The sequence below is a fragment of the Segatella maculosa DSM 19339 = JCM 15638 genome (genome assembly GCF_000382385.1).
In the GTDB taxonomy this organism is placed as follows: domain Bacteria; phylum Bacteroidota; class Bacteroidia; order Bacteroidales; family Bacteroidaceae; genus Prevotella; species Prevotella maculosa.
On sequence record NZ_KB908337.1, the window covers coordinates 1 to 18,852 of the forward strand.

The following is an 18,852-nucleotide window of genomic DNA, read 5'->3' on the forward strand; positions in this document are numbered from 1 at the left end:
TACCAAGCTGAAAAATAATATGAAAGGTGCGTTGATGAGCGTTCCCGATAAGTTACTACTCAGAAAGAGGGCCATCATAGAAACCATAAACGATGAACTTAAGAATATAGCGCAGGTAGAACATTCCCGACATAGGTGCTTCGACAATTTCATCGTCAACCTTCTGGGTGCCATTGCTGCCTATTGCCTATTTCCAAAGAAGCCATGCGTCAGAGTGCAAAGGACATTTGACACACAGCTTGCTTTATTCTAAATTCATCGAACTCACGTTATATTAAGTACTTTATTGACAGAGTTAAACATCGTTTCGATATTCGTTAGGTATGATATTAAATCCTTAGAAGATATTCTACTATCTTCAATACCCAATCTCAGCTCAAAAAATTCGTAAGAAGTAACTATTTCATTTTCTGCCTTCATTTTTACAAAGTATTAATTCTATATGTAAGTGCACTATCAAAATTTTGTATACAACATCACGGTGAATACAACACAGTCCAAAATATTAAGTTTAGTAACCAATAAACTTAGTAGATATAAAATTTAGATTCATTATTATAAAAATCGCAGCAACCCATTATCGGATTACTGCGATTATATTAGTTGTTATTTTATTTCACTTCCTCAAACTTATCCCATACTGATAATCAATGAATTACATACTTATGGTACAAAAATGTTTCCTCAATTTGAGTAGTATTGATTAGAAAACATCTTGGATGTTGTCACTTAAATCATTATAATGAAATTATATATGCTCCGACTTGATCTAAAGGAAGCCAATCAATTATTGCTGTAGAATCTTTTGAAGTAACATATGATTCAAAATCCCTTTTCAGATTATTATAATTATTAATTCGAAAGTCTCCATAACCTGAATCCCAATAAGCTCTTCCGTTATAACAAGAAACATTCGTTTGCACAGGTTGCATTAGTTTGTATAAAAACTCTAATCCTAAAAATCGGATATAACTTTTATCAATCCAAGGGTTATGCACGTAATTATTTGCCCATTGATTTATCTTTTTAATTGCTGAAAGTTCTACGGGTAATGTTACTGTCCAATCTATACCTTGAAGCCCCTTCTCAAAAAAGAAATTCCAAGCGATTTGAGTCATCCTCTTAATTAAACCTTGAGCGTTATGTATAGAACTAAAGCCAATCATATTTTTCCCTAATAATTCTATACACTGCCTTATTAGTAAAGAAGAGCATGGGGAAATATTTCGAAAATCAATATCTGAAACAAAAATATGTTCATTAAGGAATACTAATTCATTAGCAGCTATTTTAATATCAAATGGGCTAATACCAGTACGATAGCCTCCTCTTGGAACTATAAGCTGGTTTATGCGCTTTTTTCTACGAATTTCATTAATGCGAACAAGTTCTTCTACATCATATATGAAAAAATAAATGGATTTAAGATAGTTTTTAACACAACTTATCTTTGCATTCTCCCTCAATTTCGCTGCATAAAGCTTCGCTGCATAAAGCAAGAATCTGATATATTGAGTATCAATAACCTGCTTCTTTATAAACAGATTGTTAACAACTTCTTCTATACTATATGTACGTCGGAATAATCGTTCTTCATCAACAAATTTTATAAACCAATTCAGAAAAGTAGTATAGGCAATAAATAACTTTTTTCGATTATAATAATTATTTTTTTTAGATAATTTATTTATGCGTTCTAAAACTTTATCTATCTCTGCGACATTTAAAATATATGTATTCGCATCAATCTCTTTAATAGATATGTCCATTATATTATACTTTTATAATATTTCTGATACTCTTAAATATATATTTCCAGTTTGCACAGCTGTTCTCTTTTTTCTTCTCAGCAAATCAGGTAATGATATTCTTTGTTCCAAAACAGCCATTAAGTCCATACCATCCATCAAATACATTAATTTTTTGCCATTTGAATATGCTGTTATGGCATCTTCTGAAAAGCCATTTATGGAAATAAATAAGCCTAAAGTGTTATCCAATCTCCTAGTTATTTTGCCTTCAAATGCATATAGGTCAGCATTCGCCGTAGGTTCTTTACGCCATTTAGCTTCTAATAAATACTCATCTTTGTCTAAAGAGAATGCACCATCTATTTGTTCTCCAACAACCTTAAAAGAAGATTTTGCATCAAGGTCGTATAAATTAAACAAACCATTTAGAAATTTTTCTAAGGCATAGCCTCGCTTTTGGTTATCATTATTAATAGATAAGCCAATAAATTCTTCTTTAAGTTCGCTGAGGATTTGATTAACTCTATTCAAGGAATCAGCTTTATCCTTATTTGCTTGTTTGCGCTTTCTGATAACTTCTTCCTCTTCTTTATAATTGATAAAACCTTTCGTCAGTTGGAATAATGCATTTACAGCCATTTTCGCATCATATATCTTTTTCTCAGCATCCTCAACCTTTTTCATGCTGCTATAGTCATTGAAGGTTGCTACTGATATTATTAAATTTAACAAATCCTCCTGAACCTCTTGTTCGTTGCGCTCGAGAATATTTACAACCTGCGACGCTATATTTCTCTTATAGTCATCCCAGTTTACCATTGATAGCACCTTTTTATGCGTTATTGACATATACAAGTAATCTTTCAAGTCTTTCTTATACCAGAATATGAGAGATAGGGCATTTTTCAATGCTACTAAAACATTAGCAGAAATCTTCTTCATATCAATTGATTATATTTTTTATTATAATAGTTATGGTTCTGCAGCCATCTGTATTTCATCCTCGTGGATTTCATACATTTTGGCTGATTTTGTTGAATAATTCTCTTGTTCATTATCCGTCCACTGTTCACATTGTTTGATGACAGTTTCCAGTGCATTGGCAGCTTCCTCTGGTGGGTAATGATATTTCTTAAGTAGATGTTTAATCATTCTGCGCATACCTGCACGGGCTGATTCTTTCTTTTGCCAATCAATAGTGCGGTTCTTACGTAGAGAGTCGGTGAGTTCTTTTGTCATAGCTACCAATTCTTCATTACTATAGAAGTCGTGAACTGCTTGTGGTTTGGTCAAGGCATCATAGAATGACTTTTCTTCAGGAGTGAGTCCAAGTTCATTAGCTGCTGAATCAGCCGAGGCTATATCTTTTGCCAACTGCAAAAGTTCTTGGATAACTTCTTCATTGGTGAGTAATCCTTTCAAATAGTTGGATAAAGAACGATTGAGCAGGTCAGAGAATTTCTCTGACTGTACAATATTGGTCTTTTGATAGAGTGCCACTTTCTCTGCCAATAGTTTTTTGAGCAGTTCTACAGCTATATTCTTTTCTTTCATCTTAGAAATTTCATCTAAGAAGGCTGTATCAAAGAGGGAAAATTCGGCTTTAACATCAGAGAAAAGATTGATTACACCTTCACTTTTTACACTTTGTTTCAGCAATTCACTGATACGAGCATTAATTTCTTTCTTCGTAACTTTTCCCTTACCTGTCATTCGGGAGAGCAAAGTGCGCACAGTTTCAAAGAATGCAGCTAAGAAGCGTTGCTCTTCATTCAACAGGCTTCGGCAAAGAGTGATGGAATTGTGCAGCAATGCAGCTTCTTTCATATATAATGGCAGTTGTTCTTGTTTATCGGCTGCCAACATAAAGTTTACGCCACCTTTGATAATTTGAGCACGGTCGGCATCTGTGCCAGTGTGAAACTTACTATAGTTATAACCATAAAATAAGTCTTGGCACACTTCCAATTTCTCTTTGAACTTTGTAAAAGCCATGCCTTTGATATCTGGGTTCCCAAAGTTCTTTCTGTCGCGTCCCGTATAATCGCGCATGGCTTCTTTCAAGGCTTTGGCAATACCGATATAGTCAACAACCAATCCACCCACTTTGCCATTGAATACACGGTTCACTCGTGCAATGGCTTGCATTAGGTTATGTCCGCTCATTGGTTTATAAACATACATAGTTGCCAATGAGGGAACGTCGAAGCCTGTGAGCCACATGTCGACTACAATAGCAATCTTCATCGGATCGTTGTCATCCTTAAATCGTTTGGCAAGTTCTTTCTTATACTGCTTGTTTCCGATAATGTCGTGCCATTCTTCTGAATCTTGGTTGCTGCCCGTCATGACAACTTTCACTTTATCCGTCCATTTTGGGCGAAGCTCCAGTAGTCGGTGATAAATGCTCATCGCTATGGGACGCGAATATGCCACTATCATTGCCTTACCTGTCAATTCATATTGACGGTTTTCCTCATAGTGTTTGAGAATGTCTTGGCAAAGAGAATCGATGGTAGCTGGTGCTCCGAGTATCTCTTCCAAGTGTGACATCTCCTTTTTGCTTTTCTCTATCTGTTCTGTCGTTGCACCTTCTTCAGCCAACAGCTCGTATTCGTCATCAAGGGCTTGCAAGGTTGCATCGTCAAGATTTAGATTGATAACTCTGGATTCATAATATACAGGACAAGTAGCACCGTCATTGACCGCCTGCGTCATGTCATAAATATCAATGTAATCGCCAAAGACCTCTACGGTATCTCGGTCTTTGGTAGAAATAGGTGTACCAGTAAAGCCAATATATGAAGCATTGGGTAGTGAATTGTGAATGATTCTTGCCGTGCCGATAGAGACTTTACCAGTAGTGGCGTCGACTTTTTCCTCAAAACCATATTGTCCTCTATGCGCCTCATCAGTCATCACGATAATATTTCTTCGCTCTGACAAAGGTTCGTCAGACTCCTCAAACTTCTGCATGGTTGTGAAGATAATGCCATTGGCTTCTCGTCCACTCAATAGCTCTTTTAGATTCTCACGACTATTGGCTTGCACTGGAGTTTGACGTAAGAACTCCTTACATTTAGAGAATTGGGTATAGAGTTGATCGTCTAAATCGTTGCGGTCGGTAATCACAACGATGGTGGGCTGCGATAACTCTTGTTGTAGCAAATGGGCATAGAAAACCATTGACAATGATTTTCCGCTGCCTTGCGTATGCCAGAATACACCGATTTTACCATTACTTACTGTAGCATGTTTGGTACGTTCGATGGCTTTCTTCACTGCAAAATACTGATGATACCCTGCTAATATCTTGGCACTCCCTCTTTCTTCTTTGGAAAAACAGATAAAGTTCTTGATTATGTCTAAGAGTCGTTCCCTTTGAAATATTCCTTCAAAGAATGTATCATAATCGACAAATTCTGTACTTTCATAATTGCCATCTTTTGTTTTCCATTCCATATAGCGATCTTCCTTACTGGTAATTGTCCCAGCTTTGGAAAGAGCCATATCGCTCATTACACAAAACATGTTGAAAGCGAACAATGATGGTATATCCTTCATATAATTGCGGAGTTGAAGATATGCTTCTGAAGCGTCTGTCTCTTCACGGGAAGGTGATTTTAATTCTACAACCACCAATGGTAAACCATTCACAAATACAATGATATCGGCACGTTTCTCTGCATTTTCAATGAATGTCCATTGGTTGATAACTTGAAAAGTGTTTTTGTCCGTATGCTCAAAGTCTATCAAATAAACCATTTCATTGCGCATTTCCTTGCCATTGAAATAAGAGACTTCTATGCCATGCTGCAAATAGTCTGTAAAAGTTTCATTACGCTGCGCCAAACTACCCATATCAATATTGCGTAATTTGATAATCGCTTCGTGAATAGCTGCATGTGGTTTCTTTGGATTAACAGTTTGCAGACTTTCTTCTAATTGTGCTTCATAATATGGCACATAGTAGTCCCTTTCAATATTTGGACCGTACAAATATTGATAGCCCATTCCCTCAAAGAGGGATATCAGTGCTTTTTCGTAATTATCTTCTGTGAAGGGCATTGTATTTTATTTTTATTGTTCATTCATTTCTAAAAGAAATTCTAAATAATCTATATAGTTAGCTTTATAAGCTTGATAATCTAAGTTGTAAAGAGCCTCTGATGCTGATAAGTGTACGCCTCCTACTTCTAATGGATTTTCTTCATCAAACCAATCATTAAAGCACTCGCAATCTTTATAAATTAATCTTTGGTTAGCGTGGTGGGCATAACTGAAATAAAAATGTAAAATGAACCCACAGAGTACATCTGTTGTTTTGTATATCAGTAGGGATAGTGATTTGTCTATCTGAGGGTGTAAAACATCCAAACCATGTGAAGCAAATCCTGCATTATTTCGTATCTCTGCAATCGATTGAGCGACAGTAGAAATTCTACGGCATAGTTCAGATAGACCAACTATTTCCTTTCCAGTCTGTTTTATAAGATGTTCTAAGGTCTGTTTTACTAAACCATTAAATGAAATATCATCTTTGTACGTTGTATTTTGATTAATGAGAATTGTTTTGCAAAGTGCTTCAGTCAGACTTTTGCTTACTTCAACGCACAAAGAAGGATTAATCTCAACATTGTTTTCTATTGTTGAAATATGCGTTTCAAAAGTCCTAAGACTTGGTTCTTTTGCAATATATTCTCTTGTCCACTGCATAATTAATCTTAATTTAAATTATCATTTATTCGTCGATTGAGTTCTATCTTGTCATCTAAGGAAGAAAGGATATTAGCAATATATTTTTGTTCTTTAAGAGAAGGAAAAGGTATTTCAAAATCTTTTATTTGCTGTGCATTTAGATTTTGTTGTGCTCCACCATTTGCAAGTGATGCAAGATAGGTATAATCATTATATAAAGCATAGTAAACGAATCTATAATCAGCTTTGGCAGAATCTATAGTTAGATTACAACATGCTTGGTTAGTTGTCAAAGGAATTTGAGTAATAGCGGTTTTCCCCGCTGTTGCTCCATACATTGCGACAATTACAGATTTTGCAGGAATCCATTTGGCAGATGAATTATTTAACCCTTCGTCTGTTATTGTCTTTTCTGTTTCTGAAATACGGTTGAAATTAATTTCTTTAGTGTTAAGCCAAGGAATATTTCCTCCATAATATTCTGTAATAGTACTTTTAGGAGTTCCGCCACTACATATATTTGAGCAAATATGCTGTATATCTATTTTATTGTATTCCATAAATGGGAATTTAGTTGTTTATATCATTAATTTTCAGCTCGCCAGACATCAGTTTGGGAAGGAGAGTGTCTCTTGTTTGATGAAGTCTTTTATTTTCTAAAACATTTTTTTTAATCAAAGTCATAATGTGACTGTAAATTTTATTAAATTGCTCAACAGCCTCTTTTGGCGGATAAACAATCTTGATTAAAGAGAAATCTTTGTAACTCAAAGTCTGTCTTACTCCTCCGATTGCTCTTGTGTTGACTTCTTCTTTGAAGTTCTTTGTGGCTTTGAAGATGTTAAAAAAATGATGGTATTCTTTCTCACATCTAAAGACTACGTAAACAGGGCTAACGCATCCACTGAAATCAAATGTATTCATTCCAATAGAACCGATATTTATACGAGCAGGATTGTATGCAAAATCATTTGGCGCCACCATAATATATTTCGCAAGGTTTTTACTATATACTTGCTTTGTGAAGTATTCTTCTGAAAGAAGTAGATCTCCAGTGTTGACTGGTGATAAAACTTTTACGTCTGTTCGCTTGCCAACTTTCTCCGTTATTGAGTTTGTTATATTTCCCAATTCTTCAACTTGCCATCCTTCAGGTATCATCCCTAACTCTGAATCTATAAACTTCCCTTTCTTAAATGGCTCAAAATCCACGAACCAAGATTTGAACAACGCTTGTGCCTGCTGCTCTAAATTATCATTTATCCGTCGATTGAGTTCGATTTTATCGTCAAGGGATTTGAGGACAGTTGATATTTCTCTTTGATAGCTAATTGAAGGAAGACGAATTATTTGTTTGGAAAGAGTTTGGATAGATAAGCCTGGCTGGGCTGATTGAGCTGATAAGTTTCCCAAATGCATCAGGGAAAGAAGACGTGCAAGAAAATATGAATCTGCAAGTTCGTTGCCTACAGCTACAACTGCATGCTCTGTCATATACGCTTCTCCCATAAAGAAACGAACATTTCCACAATTCGCACCTTGACGGCCGATAACAGCACATTCCCCCTTAAAATTAGATTTGTTAGTATATCCTCGCATTCCATTTCCACCAATTACAGGAAATAAGCCTATATTAGAAATACAGTCTGATTTAATACCTTTTCCGCTTCGTAAGCGAGAACAAACTTCTTCCAATTTATATTCTTTCCATTCTTCCATAATAAGCGTCAATCATTTTGTTCATAATAATATGAATAGTCTATGCCCTTCATAAACATTTCTCTATCATCAATCTTTGTGGTAAGCGCAGGTTGTACCAAAGCTTTGATGTGTGTACTATCAGACACACTCTCACGCATTGCTGAAAGATACTCGTTCTTATCTATTTGGCTCCAATCCACACACCGCTTGAGAGAACGTCTCAACATGAGATCAAGCCAGATACGAGTGCTTCGTCCATTACCTTCCATAAATGGATGAGCTACGTTCATTTCGACATACTTGTCCATTATTTCGTCGAAGGTGTTTTCTGGCATTCTTTCAATCGTTTGTAGCGTAGCAGGGAAGTGCATACAGTTAGCAAAGGTAAAGCCACCTTTGGAGATATTCTTCGTGCGGATTTGTCCAGCAAAGTCATACAAACCTCCAAAGAGATAAGCATGAATCTGTTGTAAACATTGTATGCTGCCTGGCTTAAGACTTTTCAGTAAACCACTTTCATATAACTGATATGCTTTCTTTCGACTTTGACCATCTAATGTATTATCACTATATGTAAACCAATCAAGGAACTCATTTGCTCGATTGTTAGGATAGTGCTTTGCTAATAAAGTCACTCCTTCACTATCAAGGACATCTGCAATACGCATCTTGCCATCTGGTGCTTCAAATTTAAAGTTGTGAGTAGTACTCACGGGTTCAATGCCTTCTTGTTTTAACTTACGTTTTAACCAACGCCAATAGTTACCAGCTTTGGTGTAGTCAGGTTCATCGTTAATGGCACGTACAATGTCTGTTGCTGAAAACCACCAACAATTATTTTCTTCGTCCCATACGGCACGTACTTCACGGTCGTTGAAGAAACGAATTGATTTCTTATGTTGCTCTTTCTTCTCTTCCATAAATGGGAATTTAGTTGTTTATATCATTAATTTTTAGCTCGCCAGACATCAGCTTCGGGAGAAGTGTATTTCTAATTTTTGAAAGGTTCCTGATTTCGTTTTCATAAATTCTTATAGCATTGAATAAGGGATTAATTCTTTTGCTAAACTCACTTATTATAGTTACAGGAGGTATTAATAACTTCATATTCTTAATAATTTTAGAATTTACAGCAGTTGCTATCGAAGATGTACTTCCTAAGCGAGCATAGTTATAATTTTTTAGAGATAGATAAGTATACTCTCGGAAATAGCTTTTGGGGAGGTAAAATCTTGCTACTGCCTCATTCGTTGTTAATTCACAATTAGAAATACCCACTCTTCCTACTGTAAGTTTAAAACTTACAAGAATAGTATCTTCTGGTACAACAATGATATTAAATTTTGCAATAGCTTCTTTTGTAAGATATTCTTTTGAATCCTCAATAAAAATTTCATTGCTACCTAGATCCGAGATAGATACCCATTTGACATTTCCATTGTTGATATTAGTAAACCATTGCTGTTCCTTTCTTGGAGGTGTTTTACCAATATTTATTTTAAATATGGTTTCTGCAGAGCATACTCTCCAACTTTCAGGTATCATTCCTAACTCTGAATCCACAAACTTCCCCTCCTTAAATGGTTCAAAATCCACAAACCAAGATTTGAACAACGCCTGTGCCTGCTGCTCTAAATTATCATTTATCCGCCTATTTTTATGAAATAGCGGTTGATATGAGCTATATGTGTGATATGCTGTTTGCATTTTGATTTAACTGATGAATTTGCGGTGAGAGAGTTTGACGTTTGTTTGATTAACCATTGCATAGTGCATGGTTGTATCAATTTTAACATGCCCAAGGAGTTTTTGTACTTGCTCCACGGGCATACCTTTATCTATAGCCATAGTTGCAAGTGTCCGACGGAACTTGTGTGGATGGACACGGACAATCTTAGAAAGCCTCCCAATCTTTCTTAGCCTTGTCTCTACTCCTGATATTTGTAATCGATTGTGTGGTTTGGCAAGAGACACGAACAATGCTTTGTTTCTGTCTTTTCGCTCTGCGAGATATTGCTGCAAATGAATCTTTGCACGAGCATTGAAATACACGATATGCTCCTTGTTACCTTTACCGAAAACGATACACTCACGCTCATTGAAGTTTATATCCTCACGATTGAGCTTTACAAGTTCTCCAACACGCATACCAGTAGAAGCCAATAGGTCTATCATAGCTAAATCTCGTACCCTTGTACAGTTATCGCGCAGTTGTTCCAAATTTTCGTCAGTAAGGACTTCCTTAATCTGTGTTCCAGTCTTAACCTTGTGTATTCTACGTACAGGACTTTTAATGATGTAATCCTCATCCTCTAACCATGAAAAGAAAGATGAAAAGATACGACGGATATTGTCTATTGTGACTTTACTCGATTTGTGTTTCCGTTGAAATACAGCCAAATAAGCACGAATATCCTCTGTTGTATAGTTCGTAACTTTTTTAGGCATTTTCTTGAAAAGCTGATTAATGGTCGAGCCATAATATTTTATGGTAGGTGTGGTGCAACCTTCAACTTGCTTAGCTGACAAGAATATCTCTAACAGACGTTCATTAGATGCATTGTTCTCTTGCATCAGCTCGTCGTCTGCTGTAATGGAGTAGTTACTAATTACTTGCAATAATACTCCATTGAGTTGTGCCATTTGTTCTACACTTAATATACCTGCCATTGCATTGCTAATTTCTAAAATCAAATTTTCTTTCATGTTCTTCTATATTAATGAATTGATAATATGGAAGAACATACAGCCTTTTACTTGATAGTGAAACCTATGCTTGCCAACTGTTTTCGTATCTCATCCTCCAAATCATGAGATTGGGCAAATAAATCGGACAATTCGGTTGTGAGTTTGTCCATCTTCTCTTGAAAAGGAATACCATCGTCTTCCTGTTCTGCAATGCTGACATAACGTCCAGGGGTAAGAATATAGTCTTGTTTTGCCACATCGCCAAGGGCTACAACTGCACAGAAACCTTTTTCATTCTCAAGTGTACCATCATTATATTTATCAAAAGTGTCTGCAATCTTTTTTATATCTGCTTCTTGGAGCTCACGAAGTTTGCGAGTAACCATTGTTCCCATGTTTCTTGCATCTACAAACAGAATTTTATCTTTCTGTTTCTTCTCTCGATTGAGGAACCATAGAGAGACAGGAATACCTGTGGTATAAAACAGCTGTGAGGGTAGGGCAACGATACCTTCTATTAAATCGGCCTTGATGATATTCTCACGAATTGTTCCTTCTCCTCCTGTCTGTGAAGATAAAGAACCATTTGCTAATACCATACCTATTTTCCCTTTGGGAGATAAATGATGAATCATGTGTTGCAGCCATGCAAAGTTGGCATTGCCAGATGGTGGAATACCAAATTTCCAACGCACATCATCTTGCAACTTGTCTGCTCCCCAATCACTGAGATTGAATGGCGGATTAGCCATGATAAAATCAGCTTTTAATGTGGAGTGTTGATCGTCAAAGAATGTATCTGCATTAAACTTACCCAAATCCGCTTCAATGCCTCGAATGGCAAGATTCATTTGAGCCATCTTCCATGTCGTAGGATTGCTGTCTTGACCATAGACAGAAATATCTTTGATATTGCCTTGATGCCTTTCTATGAATTTGGCAGACTGAACGAACATTCCACCAGATCCGCAAGCAGGGTCATATACTCGGCCGTGATAAGGCTTCAGAACTTCAACAAGTGTTTGAACAATACAAGCTGGTGTATAAAATTCTCCTGCTAATTTCCCTTCTGCTTCTGCAAATTTAGAAAGACAATATTCGTATGTGCGTCCCAATATATCTTTGGAATCTCCATGTTCTTTCATTTGAATATTGGTAAATAAATCTACCACATCGCCCAAACGCCTTTTGTCTAATTCTGGTCGGGCGAAATTTTTGGGCAGAATGCCTTTCAAACGGAGATTCTCCTTTTCAATAAGACGCATGGCATTGTCGATTATCGCACCTATTTCTGGTGTATGGGCTGCTTTTGCTACCACACTCCACCGTGCTTCTTGTGGGACAAAGAAAATGTTATCCGCCATATATTCATCGCGGTCTTCCTCGAATCCTTCACCACTATTAACTAATTCTTGATATTTGGTTTCAAACTTATCGGAGATGTATTTTAGAAAAATCAATCCCAAAACTACCGATTTATATTCGGAAGCATCAAGATTGCCACGAAGCAAATCTGCTGCTTTCCATATTTCCTTTTCAAATCCAATATCAGCTGTATTTTGTTTTGCCATGATTCTTTTTTATTATGTCTGAACTTTATTCTTGATGTATATCGAAAAACTTCTTATTACTCATCTGGGGTGTTAATCAATTCCTTTGGATTAACCTGCAAGATCTCTGCTATCTGAAATAGCAATTCTAGGCTTGGCTGTCGACGATTGCAAACATATGAGTTGACAATAGTGAAACTCTTACCGAGTTTCTCTGCAAGCCATGTTTGCTTAATCCCTTTCTCGATAAGCACCTCTTTAATTCTATTAGTTGGACTTTCCATAAATATTATATGATTGTTTGCAAATATAGTAAATTTTCTTGTATAAAATACTCAATAAGAGGGGAATTTTCCCCTCTTATTAAAGTTTATGTGTTCAACACTATTTGTTTTTCTTATTTTGCAGGTTATTCTGCATCAAACTATCTGCCTTTTGCTTCAATTCCATATCGTAATCATCTGCTTTTTCCTTGATTAGTTTGATAATCTTTTCATTGCGATGAATATCAAACACATCATTGAGCCATAGGATTTCCTTGGGGCTGCATCCTCTCCATACTCTGATGATTTGGAATTTCAAAGCATCATCTTCATATTGCTGTTTGCGTTGCCACAAGAAGTAGTTGCTGACCAATGAAACAAAACAAAGCATAGATACTGCTACCATATAAGTAAAGACTTTCGAGGACTTGAGGTCAAAACTGTGCCTGTGAATATGTTCCTGCGGTATTGGAAGCTCTTTATTCTCCTGCCATTCGTGCAACATGGTCAAGACGCTTGCCACCAATTTGTCCATGGGTTTAGCCTCCTCGTCCTTGATGCGCACTTGCACACCAATATACTTGTTAATCACTTCTTTTGTTCGCTGTTCATATTGATTGAGCAATTCCTGTTCCTTCTGCTCGTCACCTTGTGTTGGTGTAGATTGAACAGGGAGAAAGGCAGAGTTGTTCTTCTTTTCTTTCAGTTCATTTAGTTCTCTGTAAATTGTCTCCAGTTTGTTTTTGATTTCCTCAAAGAGGACAAATGTATTATTATCAGCCATAGTTATAAATGTATTTTACGTTTTTTCTTTTTCTTCTTTTTATCGAGTGTGTTGTAAACCTCCGCAGGGACAGTGCCATGAGTTTGAAACAAATCCAGTCCTCCTTCTATGAGGTTGTTGGTAATTTCGCTCGTAACACTTGCAACATTGGATATGAGGTTTATCATTCCTTGTGTCTGCTGTTCGTGTTCCCTGTTGTTCTGTTGCAGAGCAAAGTCTATCTTGGAATAACTGAAACCCCTATCCACTTTAGAGCCATTGAAATGATAGCCGTTCTTTTCAAAGATAATTCCCTGCACTTCCTGTGAGTTGCCTTTGTACTTGAAACGGACACCAATATCCTGCTTTTTCAAATGAGCAAGTAAGGCTTTCCAATCCCTGCACCGAGCTATTTCTTCTTTCAACGCCTAATAGATTTCATACTTGGTCTTGTCAGGTTCTTTTAAGCGATGCTCCTTGACTTTTCTATTGGCAAAATATAAACAGTATTTGTTTATCTTTCCGATAATTTAATGTACCTTTGTATTCCGTAAAACAAAAGCAGTGGCCTATGGAATGTCGAAATGAAGAAATTGATTGTAAACAATCTAAAAACATATATTCAATGAAAGACTATTCATATATCATAGATGAAGCGTGTACTGGAGAAAAAACTCCAAAACTCGTCCGGCAAATCATACCGATCTTGGTCGGATGGGCAAAAAGGAAAGAAACAAATCATACTTATGGTGATTTGAGCAGGTTGCTTGGCTATCAAGATGGGCGATGTATTGGCCATCAACTCGGTAGTGTTCAGTTGGTCTTCCAACAATTGCAGGAAGAAGCCGGTTTGGAGAAAATACCCACTCTGAATGCATTAGTCTCAAATGCGAGGACAGGTATACCTTCCGGAGGCTTTAGTTATGTGCATCCTAAGTATGACGAGATGGATCTCACGGAAAAGCAGATTATTGTGGAAAACGCAAATAATGAAGCTTTTAACTACGAGAAGTGGGATTATGTGTTGGCTTTACTTGGATTAAAACCTTATCTTAGCCAAGCTGATGAAGATATTATTCGTTCTGGTGCATTTGGATTTGGAGGAGAGGGGAAAGAGCACAAACTGATGAAAGAGTTTATTGCTGCCCATCCAGAAGCTATTGACAAGCAAATAAGCGAAGAAGGTATCTTGGAACATATATTATTGTCAGGTGACAGAGTAGATGTTTTCTTCCCCAAAGCAAATGTTGCGGTAGAGGTCAAGCCCAAACTCGCTTCTGATGCTGATATTCTCCGGGGGCTTTTCCAATGCGTAAAATACAAAGCAATATTGGATGCTGAAGCCGAAGTTAAAGGTGAAATACCTGATAGCGAGATAATCTTAGTCATTGGTGGAAAACTTTCCCAATCAAATAGGAATGTGCAAGAATGCCTTGATATAGAAGTCATTGAAGAATTTTAATACAAAAGCCTTTACAGAAAAACATAATAACTAGTATAACCCTATACGGCGTAACTATAGTGTACAAAATAAGTTGATAACTTCTAATCCCTAAAGGAGTAAAAAGTTATGAGTCAGCACAATGAAGCCAATAGTACCTATTTTGTTAAATCAGTATGTTGCAAGTGGCATGAACATACATGATTTCTCATCGTATTATGGCATCTAAAGATTGGTTTTGCAATTAAAAGACAATTATCAATTAATTATGAATTCAAAAAAAGGTCACTACAACAGCATTTGAACTTAACAAACGATATGGGTAAAGTCGATTTCCAATTAAGGACCAAAGTTGTCAATTAATTCCTGTACACAGTATTCCTATTCATATTACTAAATGATTTCTTCCGAACCAACAGTTTTGGACACGTCTGTCCAACTAATTAGACACGTCTGTCCAGCCCGTTGGACACGTTTGTCTAACTCATTGGACACGTCTGTCCAGCCCATTGGACACGTTTGTCCAATTAATTGGACAAGTTAGTCCAAACGATTGGACAAACGTGTCCAATATTCCATGTCTTATATCTGTTCATAAGAACCTGTTAAGGAACTGCCGGCCGTATCTCAAGTATCGGGGCTCGGAGCCTACTCGTATCTTGCCAGCCGCATCAGTGCGGGATACTGTTCTTCATAGCGGTCGAATTCGATGGCAGCGCCGTCGTAGCCCATTTCGGTAAAGGCGAGGCGGACGTCTCGTTGCTCTTCCTCGGTGATGGCGCGGCGCAGCTGCTTCACCTTGTAATAAACGTCGGCGCCGAAGCACGACATGACTTTCCATTTTGCTCCGTGTAGGTCGGCAGCGCGCACGTTGTCGTAGATGCGGGAGATACCCCACGCGTAGCGTTCCTTGTGGTCGGGGTCGAAGAGCGGACAGGGCTGCGCGCCCGTTATCACGGCCGGATTTGCCACGGCATAACTCTCCCGCGTGTTCTTTGCGAGCATCTTGTGTGCCGCGTGCCGCAAGCATTCGTTTGCTCGTTCGCAGTTCGCTCCGCTGCAATGGGCGAAGCTGCTGCCTAATTGGTTGTATTCTTCGAGGGTCATAGAGGGTTGTGGTGAGTTTAGGTTAGTTCTATACTATCCTTATTTACTATCTCGTCTATCAATACTTTCTTTAGTAGAATCAGGTAATAGCCCATACATTTCATCGATTTCCTTTGGTTCAGTAATCATACTTTGCCCTATCATATTTATAAGCCTCATCAAAGTTTTTGCTGTATTGGTATCATCTACATCAAACGCAATTACTCCCGGATGAACAGCCTTATTGCCGACCACCCTAACAAAGTCAAGAGCTTGTTGTACCTTTTTAGGTAACCCTTTCTCAACAAGTGCCCCAATATTCTTATTAATATCTCTATCAGTTTCTCCCAGTTCATTACATAACCTGTCTATGGCTAAACGTAATAAAGCACAAGCAGCACGTGGAGACTGATTATAAATTAGCCCTGCCTCATTGTATAGCTGCTTAACAGATTCTGGTAAATCTGGATTCACCTCTTCGGCAATAATGTTAGGATAAATGTACTCATTATCTATCCAAACTATTTTCTTACCACAGTTGCAGCAACGTGCTATATAAAGTGTATTTTTGATAGGAGTTTTAGAACTAAATGATTCGTTAGTATCTTCTTGGAAATGGTGCGAATCAAAATGCATTAACGACAATGTCTGGCAATGTGGACAAGTAAAACTTTTCAAATATTTTTCAGGAGCTATATATTTATTGTTCATAGTTTAATTATTAAAAGTTAAAAGAGAATACGCTTTTAGAAAGACATATCCTCTTTATCAAATATTTATATTTTACTTCACTTCCTCAAAGTCGGCATCTTGCACGGTATCGTCGGGATTGCTTTCTGCCTGCTGACCGCCTTGTGCTGCATCAGGACCGGGCTGTGCACCGCCTTGATACATCTGTGCGCTGGCTTCCTGAACAGCAGTGTTGAGGGCTGCGGTTGCCGTGTCGATGGCGGCGATGTCGGCTGCCTTGTGGGCATCTTTCAGCTGCTGGAGGGCTGTCTCAATAGGAGCTTTCTTGTCGGCCGGTATCTTGTCGGCATTGTCCTTCAAGAAGTTCTCGGTGGTGAATATCATTGAGTCGGCTTGGTTGAGCTTGTCCACCTTCTCGCGCTCGGCCTTGTCGGCTGCAGCGTTCTGCTCGGCCTCGGCCTTCATGCGGTCGATTTCTTCCTGACTCAAACCGCTGCTGGCCTCGATGCGTATCTTCTGCTCCTTGCCCGTGGCCTTGTCCTTTGCGCTTACGTTGAGGATACCGTTGGCATCGATGTCGAACGTTACTTCAATCTGCGGAACACCGCGACGGGCCGGTGCAATGCCCTCGAGGTTGAACTGACCGATACTCTTGTTCTGCGCGGCCATCGGACGCTCACCCTGCAACACGTGAATGGTTACGGCCGTCTGGTTGTCGACTGCGGTAGAGAATATCTCGCTCTTCTTGGCCGGAATGGTTGTGTTGGCCTCGATGAGCTTGGTCATCACGCCGCCCATGGTCTCGATACCGAGCGTCAGCGGGGTTACGTCAAGCAGCACGATGTCGCCCACACCACTCTCCTTGTTTAATATGGCACCTTGGATTGCTGCACCCACGGCTACCACTTCGTCGGGGTTCACACCTTTCGAAGGTTCTTTGCCGAAGTAGTTCTTCACCAAGGTCTGCACGGCAGGAATACGACTCGAACCACCTACGAGGATTACTTCGTCTATATCGGAAGTCTGCAGCTTTGCGTCGCGAATGGCATTCTGGCACGGAACCAGACAAGCTTGTATCAGGTCGTGGGCCAACTGCTCGAACTGTGCACGCGTCAAGGTCTTCACCAAGTGCTTTGGCACACCGCCTTCTGCCGAGATATAAGGCAGATTGATTTCAGTAGATGTAGAGCTTGAAAGCTCAATCTTTGCCTTTTCGGCAGCTTCTTTCAGGCGTTGCATAGCCATCGGGTCCTTTGTCAGGTCGATACCTTCGTCAGCTTTAAAACCGTCGGCCAACCATTTGATGATCACTTGGTCGAAGTCATCACCGCCAAGGTGAGTGTCGCCGTTGGTAGACAGTACTTCGAACACACCACCGCCGAACTCAAGGATTGAGATATCAAAGGTTCCGCCACCGAGGTCGAACACGGCAATCTTCATATCCTTGTTAGCCTTGTCTACACCATAAGCCAAAGCAGCAGCCGTAGGCTCGTTGACAATGCGCTGAACGTTAAGTCCGGCAATCTGTCCAGCCTCTTTGGTGGCTTGACGTTGCGAGTCAGAGAAGTAAGCCGGCACGGTAATCACAGCATCGGTGACCTCTTGACCGAGGTAATCCTCAGCAGTCTTCTTCATCTTCTGGAGCACCATGGCCGAGATTTCCTGCGGCGTATACTTGCGACCTTCGATTTCCACGCGCGGATAACCGCCGTCGTTAACGACCTTGTAAGGCATAGCTTCTGCCTCTTTGCGGCTTTGTTCGTAGGTCTCGCCCATGAAACGCTTGATTGAATACACTGTGTTCTGCGGGTTGGTGATGGCCTGACGCTTTGCCGGATCACCCACCTTGCGCTCTCCGTCCTTTACGAAACCAACAACAGAAGGCGTTGTGCGCTTGCCTTCACTGTTTGCAATCACTACCGGTTCGTTGCCCTCAAACACGGCAACGCAACTGTTTGTAGTTCCTAAATCAATTCCAATAATCTTTCCCATAATTATATTTGTTTTTATTTGTTTTCTGATTGTTCCTTCATCGGAGCTTTTCCGAAGTCAGTCTTACAATAACAAACCACGTGCCAAGGTTGACACGTGGTGGAAATGTGACACAAGCGGGTGACAATGTGACACATGAAGCACGCTTGTTTCATTCGTTTTGTTTCGCTTTCCGGGCTTTCCTGTGTCGTTGAATGCCAATGCATACCTGCGTCCGCTATGAGTCACG

General features: G+C 38.9%; 17 protein-coding genes and 1 pseudogene. 2 read left to right on the top strand and 16 right to left on the bottom strand.

The window, feature by feature from the left end; translation table 11 throughout:
- A partial coding sequence (locus tag H164_RS0111800) for a transposase (protein ID WP_019968807.1) occupies positions 1-253 on the top strand: 253 nt, incomplete at its 5' end.
- A 484-nt stretch (positions 254-737) separates the two neighbouring features.
- Here the strand turns inward: H164_RS0111800 and H164_RS0111810 are convergent.
- The 13 genes and pseudogenes from H164_RS0111810 to H164_RS14630 all read right to left on the bottom strand — a co-directional run.
- On the bottom strand, positions 738-1,769 hold the full coding sequence (locus H164_RS0111810; RefSeq protein WP_019968809.1) for a hypothetical protein: 1,032 nt from the start codon (positions 1,767-1,769) through the stop codon (positions 738-740).
- A gap of 12 nt (positions 1,770-1,781) precedes the next feature.
- A complete protein-coding gene (locus H164_RS0111815; protein ID WP_019968810.1) occupies positions 1,782-2,693 on the bottom strand; it encodes a restriction endonuclease in 912 nt (303 codons plus the stop codon).
- Positions 2,694-2,723: 30 nt separating this feature from the next.
- Positions 2,724-5,819: a type I restriction endonuclease subunit R gene (locus H164_RS0111820; protein ID WP_019968811.1), complete on the bottom strand. Its 3,096-nt coding sequence runs from the start codon at positions 5,817-5,819 to the stop codon at positions 2,724-2,726.
- 12 nt (positions 5,820-5,831) lie between these two features.
- Complete coding sequence (locus H164_RS0111825) at positions 5,832-6,467, bottom strand: abortive infection family protein (RefSeq protein ID WP_019968812.1); 636 nt, start codon at positions 6,465-6,467, stop codon at positions 5,832-5,834.
- Between the two features lie 8 nt (positions 6,468-6,475).
- Entirely contained in the window at positions 6,476-7,009 is a 534-nt protein-coding gene (locus tag H164_RS0111830; RefSeq protein ID WP_019968813.1) for a restriction endonuclease subunit S, read from the bottom strand.
- A gap of 10 nt (positions 7,010-7,019) precedes the next feature.
- On the bottom strand, positions 7,020-8,168 hold the full coding sequence (locus H164_RS15240; protein WP_019968814.1) for a restriction endonuclease subunit S: 1,149 nt from the start codon (positions 8,166-8,168) through the stop codon (positions 7,020-7,022).
- Between the two features lie 8 nt (positions 8,169-8,176).
- Entirely contained in the window at positions 8,177-9,070 is an 894-nt protein-coding gene (fic, locus tag H164_RS0111845) for a protein adenylyltransferase Fic (RefSeq protein WP_019968815.1), read from the bottom strand.
- A gap of 10 nt (positions 9,071-9,080) precedes the next feature.
- Positions 9,081-9,857, bottom strand: coding sequence for a restriction endonuclease subunit S (locus H164_RS0111850; protein ID WP_019968816.1), 777 nt, complete (start codon positions 9,855-9,857; stop codon positions 9,081-9,083).
- 6 nt (positions 9,858-9,863) lie between these two features.
- The gene (gene xerA, locus H164_RS0111855) at positions 9,864-10,856 is read right to left on the bottom strand and encodes a site-specific tyrosine recombinase/integron integrase (protein ID WP_019968817.1); all 993 of its coding nucleotides are present in this window, start codon (positions 10,854-10,856) and stop codon (positions 9,864-9,866) included.
- Between the two features lie 47 nt (positions 10,857-10,903).
- Positions 10,904-12,409 carry a type I restriction-modification system subunit M gene (locus H164_RS0111860; RefSeq protein WP_019968818.1) on the bottom strand — a complete coding sequence of 502 codons (1,506 nt, stop codon included), beginning with the start codon at positions 12,407-12,409 and terminating at the stop codon, positions 10,904-10,906.
- A 56-nt stretch (positions 12,410-12,465) separates the two neighbouring features.
- Entirely contained in the window at positions 12,466-12,672 is a 207-nt protein-coding gene (locus tag H164_RS0111865) for a helix-turn-helix domain-containing protein (RefSeq protein WP_004362600.1), read from the bottom strand.
- Positions 12,673-12,772: 100 nt separating this feature from the next.
- Entirely contained in the window at positions 12,773-13,435 is a 663-nt protein-coding gene (locus H164_RS0111870) for a hypothetical protein (protein WP_019968819.1), read from the bottom strand.
- Between the two features lie 2 nt (positions 13,436-13,437).
- Positions 13,438-13,926 (bottom strand): annotated as a pseudogene (locus tag H164_RS14630) (mobilization protein); the annotation flags it as partial.
- A gap of 113 nt (positions 13,927-14,039) precedes the next feature.
- On the opposite strand from H164_RS14630, the gene H164_RS0111880 reads away from it, so the two are divergent.
- The gene (locus tag H164_RS0111880; protein ID WP_238315269.1) at positions 14,040-14,876 is read left to right on the top strand and encodes a hypothetical protein; all 837 of its coding nucleotides are present in this window, start codon (positions 14,040-14,042) and stop codon (positions 14,874-14,876) included.
- A gap of 627 nt (positions 14,877-15,503) precedes the next feature.
- On the opposite strand, the gene H164_RS0111885 is transcribed toward H164_RS0111880, so the two are convergent.
- The 3 genes from H164_RS0111885 to dnaK all read right to left on the bottom strand — a co-directional run bounded on the left by H164_RS0111885 (position 15,504) and on the right by dnaK (position 18,623).
- Positions 15,504-15,962, bottom strand: a complete 459-nt coding sequence (locus H164_RS0111885) for a DUF6078 family protein (protein WP_025830241.1) — start codon at positions 15,960-15,962, stop codon at positions 15,504-15,506.
- 39 nt (positions 15,963-16,001) lie between these two features.
- The gene (locus H164_RS0111890) at positions 16,002-16,652 is read right to left on the bottom strand and encodes a DUF4145 domain-containing protein (RefSeq protein ID WP_025830240.1); all 651 of its coding nucleotides are present in this window, start codon (positions 16,650-16,652) and stop codon (positions 16,002-16,004) included.
- Between the two features lie 72 nt (positions 16,653-16,724).
- A complete protein-coding gene (gene dnaK, locus H164_RS0111895; protein ID WP_025830239.1) occupies positions 16,725-18,623 on the bottom strand; it encodes a molecular chaperone DnaK in 1,899 nt (632 codons plus the stop codon).
- Positions 18,624-18,852: the final 229 nt, after the last annotated feature.